We start from the raw sequence: 2,443 nt of genomic DNA on the forward strand, positions 1-2,443 counted from the left end.
GGCAGGCAGATCGACAGTCGCCTCATGCGTGCCAAATCGCCCGCGCGTGTTGCCTGGAGGGGGCCTCCCGGCATCAGTCCGGCGCGAAGCGCCAGGTGGCGTCGAGGAACTCGTCCAGCTCCCACCGCTTGAACGGCGCCCGTCCCTTGAACTTGCCGAGCGCGGCCGACACGACGTTGCGGTTCCAGTGGGTGACCGGCCGGTTGTGCGACTGCAGGTAGTGGTCGATGTAGTACTCCGGCGTCCACGCCTGCGTGGGGGAGGCCAGCACGCGATCGATCTTTCCCACATAGGCCTTGTTGGGGTGGCCCGACCAGTCGCCCAGGGCCTGGCCGAGATGTTCCGCGCTATCGAGCATGGTGTGTCCCGTGAGCTGTCCAACCAGTGCGTCATTAGTCCTGCAGGCCAGTCCAGCACCTGTCAAAACGCCGTTCCCAAGCGGCTGATTATGGACAACCGTCACCGAACGACAGGCGCCGTTTAGGACCGCCGTTGCGGGCAGTTCAGCAAGCAGGTTCTTGCGATGTCACGGGCCGGCTGGAGTGTCCGCCGCGAGCGTCATGCCGGCGTTAGCTGGTCCGGCCGCCGGGTGCTGGCCGTAGCGCGCGAGCAGGAAGTCGATCGCGCTACGGAGCTTGGCTGTGGGGTGGCGGTCTTGTGCGTAGATCAGATGCATCGGCGATGGCGCAAGCGACCAATCAGGCAGCACGTGCTGCAACCGCCCGGAGGCGAGGTCGTCGGCAAGCAGCGGCTCCGGCTGCAACGCGATGCCGATGCCGCCGAGCGCGGCGATGCGCAGGGCGTTGCCCTGGTTGGCGGTGAAGCGGCCATGCACGGTGACGGCACAGGTGACGCCATCGGGGCCGACCAGTCGCCAGACGTCGGAGCGCCGCCAGTAGGACAGGCCGAGGCATTCGTGGTGTGCCAGCTCGTCCGGCTGCACGGGATGGCCGCGGCGCGCCAGGTAATCGGGCGAGGCGGCCAGGATGCGCCGATAGGGGTGCAATGGCCGCGCCACTACGCCCGGTTCGGTAGGGTCCCCGACCAGGATGCCAAGCTCGAAACCCCCGTCGGCCAGGTTCGGCGGCCGATTGTCCAGCGTGAGTTCGACGCTGACCTCCGGATGGCATGCCATGTATTCGGCCAGCGCCGGGACCATGTGGCTGCCGAAACCCACCGGCGCCACCAGCCGCAGCCGTCCGCGCGGCGCGGCCTGCAGTTCCAGCGCGCTCGCTTCGGCCAGTGCGACTTCGGCCAGCGCCTGTTTGCAGCGCTCGTAGTAGAGCCGCCCCACGTCGGAAAGCTGCTGTTTGCGGGTGGTGCGGTGGAGCAGGCGGGCGCCCAGCCGTTGCTCGATCGCCGCGACGTGCTTGGCGACCATGGTGGCGGAGACGCCGCTGGCTTCGGCTGCCGCCGTGAAGCTGCCGCAGTCCACCACACGCACGAACATTTCCATGCCAGCCAGCTTGTTCATGATTCAAAACCGTGGGGTTGGTTATCAAGCAAAGTCTGGCACGTTTATCGCGCAGTGGTGTGGCCTCAACATGCCGCGCACCCTTCCGCAGCACGGAGCGTCGCCATGCCGAGCCTTCATCTGGATATCCCCAGCGTCGACTGGGTCCCGCGTCCCCCGCGCGGCGAAAAGCCCGGCAGCGGCAAGGCACGCCCCGCCGGGAACGCGCCGATGCCTGCGACCCCGGCGGTACCGCGCGAGCGGTCGGTGCGTGACGTCCGGCAGCCGATCCTGCCGCCGGGCCGGCCGGCCGGAGCGATGGCATGAGGTCGATCCATGCCGATACGGATATAAGGCAGGCACGGGCCGATACGCCGCAGATACGTCCCGTCGCATCGACGGGGTTTTCCTGGAGGACGCAGCCCATGGCCGAGGCACACGCGCCCTACCACGCGCACATCTATTACGAAGCGGCCAGCCGCCCGCTCGCCGAGACCATGCGTTGCGTACTGAGCGACCGGATGGCCGCCGGCGAACTTGCGCCGTTGCGCTTCGTCGGCAGCCTGCGGGATGGCCAGGCCGGGCCGCATCCCTTGCCGCAGTTCGAGATCCACTTCACTGCAGACGGGCTCACGGTGGTGCGCGAGATCATCCGGGCCTCCGGTCTCACCGCACTGATCCATCCGCTCACCGACGACGACCTCGCCGATCACACGCGGCTGGCCGAATGGATCGGCACGCCGTTGGCGCTGGAACTGGGCACGCTCGATCCGCCCGGTCGCAACAAGGGCGTGGCGCGTTTCGGCTTGTCGGATGCCTAGTCCGCCAGCGGACGCGTGACCATCGAACCGCGTCGCTGCAAGTGGACGGGGCGGTGATGGCGGCAGCGGATGCGACCGTTCGCAAGCCTTGCTAATCAACGTGGGTTCGCGCTGTCGACCTGTCTTGCGAAAACCATGTCTTCGAGCCGGACCGCGACCACCTTGCCGC

General features: G+C 67.8%; 4 protein-coding genes. 2 read left to right on the forward strand and 2 right to left on the reverse strand.

Features of this window, described 5'->3' with window-relative positions; translation table 11 throughout:
• Window positions 1–73: 73 nt before the first annotated feature.
• Complete coding sequence (locus VFH59_RS13615) at window positions 74–358, reverse strand: hypothetical protein (RefSeq protein WP_325165452.1); 285 nt, start codon at window positions 356–358, stop codon at window positions 74–76.
• A gap of 168 nt (window positions 359–526) precedes the next feature.
• A complete protein-coding gene (locus tag VFH59_RS13620; protein WP_325165453.1) occupies window positions 527–1,474 on the reverse strand; it encodes a LysR family transcriptional regulator in 948 nt (315 codons plus the stop codon).
• 105 nt (window positions 1,475–1,579) lie between these two features.
• On the opposite strand from VFH59_RS13620, the gene VFH59_RS13625 reads away from it, so the two are divergent.
• The gene (locus VFH59_RS13625; RefSeq protein ID WP_325165454.1) at window positions 1,580–1,780 is read left to right on the forward strand and encodes a hypothetical protein; all 201 of its coding nucleotides are present in this window, start codon (window positions 1,580–1,582) and stop codon (window positions 1,778–1,780) included.
• A gap of 98 nt (window positions 1,781–1,878) precedes the next feature.
• Entirely contained in the window at window positions 1,879–2,274 is a 396-nt protein-coding gene (locus VFH59_RS13630; protein ID WP_325165455.1) for a DOPA 4,5-dioxygenase family protein, read from the forward strand.
• Window positions 2,275–2,443 lie beyond the last annotated feature (169 nt).

Origin of the sequence: Frateuria sp. (assembly GCF_035695185.1) — a bacterium.
GTDB lineage: Bacteria > Pseudomonadota > Gammaproteobacteria > Xanthomonadales > Rhodanobacteraceae > Frateuria_A.

Excerpts from the sequence above, each read along its gene's own strand:
- VFH59_RS13630 (WP_325165455.1), top strand. The coding sequence starts at position 1,879 with ATGGCCGAGGCACACGCGCCCTACCACGCGCACATCTATTACGAAGCG.
- VFH59_RS13625 (WP_325165454.1), top strand. The coding sequence starts at position 1,580 with ATGCCGAGCCTTCATCTGGATATCCCCAGCGTCGACTGGGTCCCGCGT.
- VFH59_RS13620 (WP_325165453.1), bottom strand. The coding sequence starts at position 1,474 with ATGAACAAGCTGGCTGGCATGGAAATGTTCGTGCGTGTGGTGGACTGC.
- VFH59_RS13615 (WP_325165452.1), bottom strand. The coding sequence starts at position 358 with ATGCTCGATAGCGCGGAACATCTCGGCCAGGCCCTGGGCGACTGGTCG.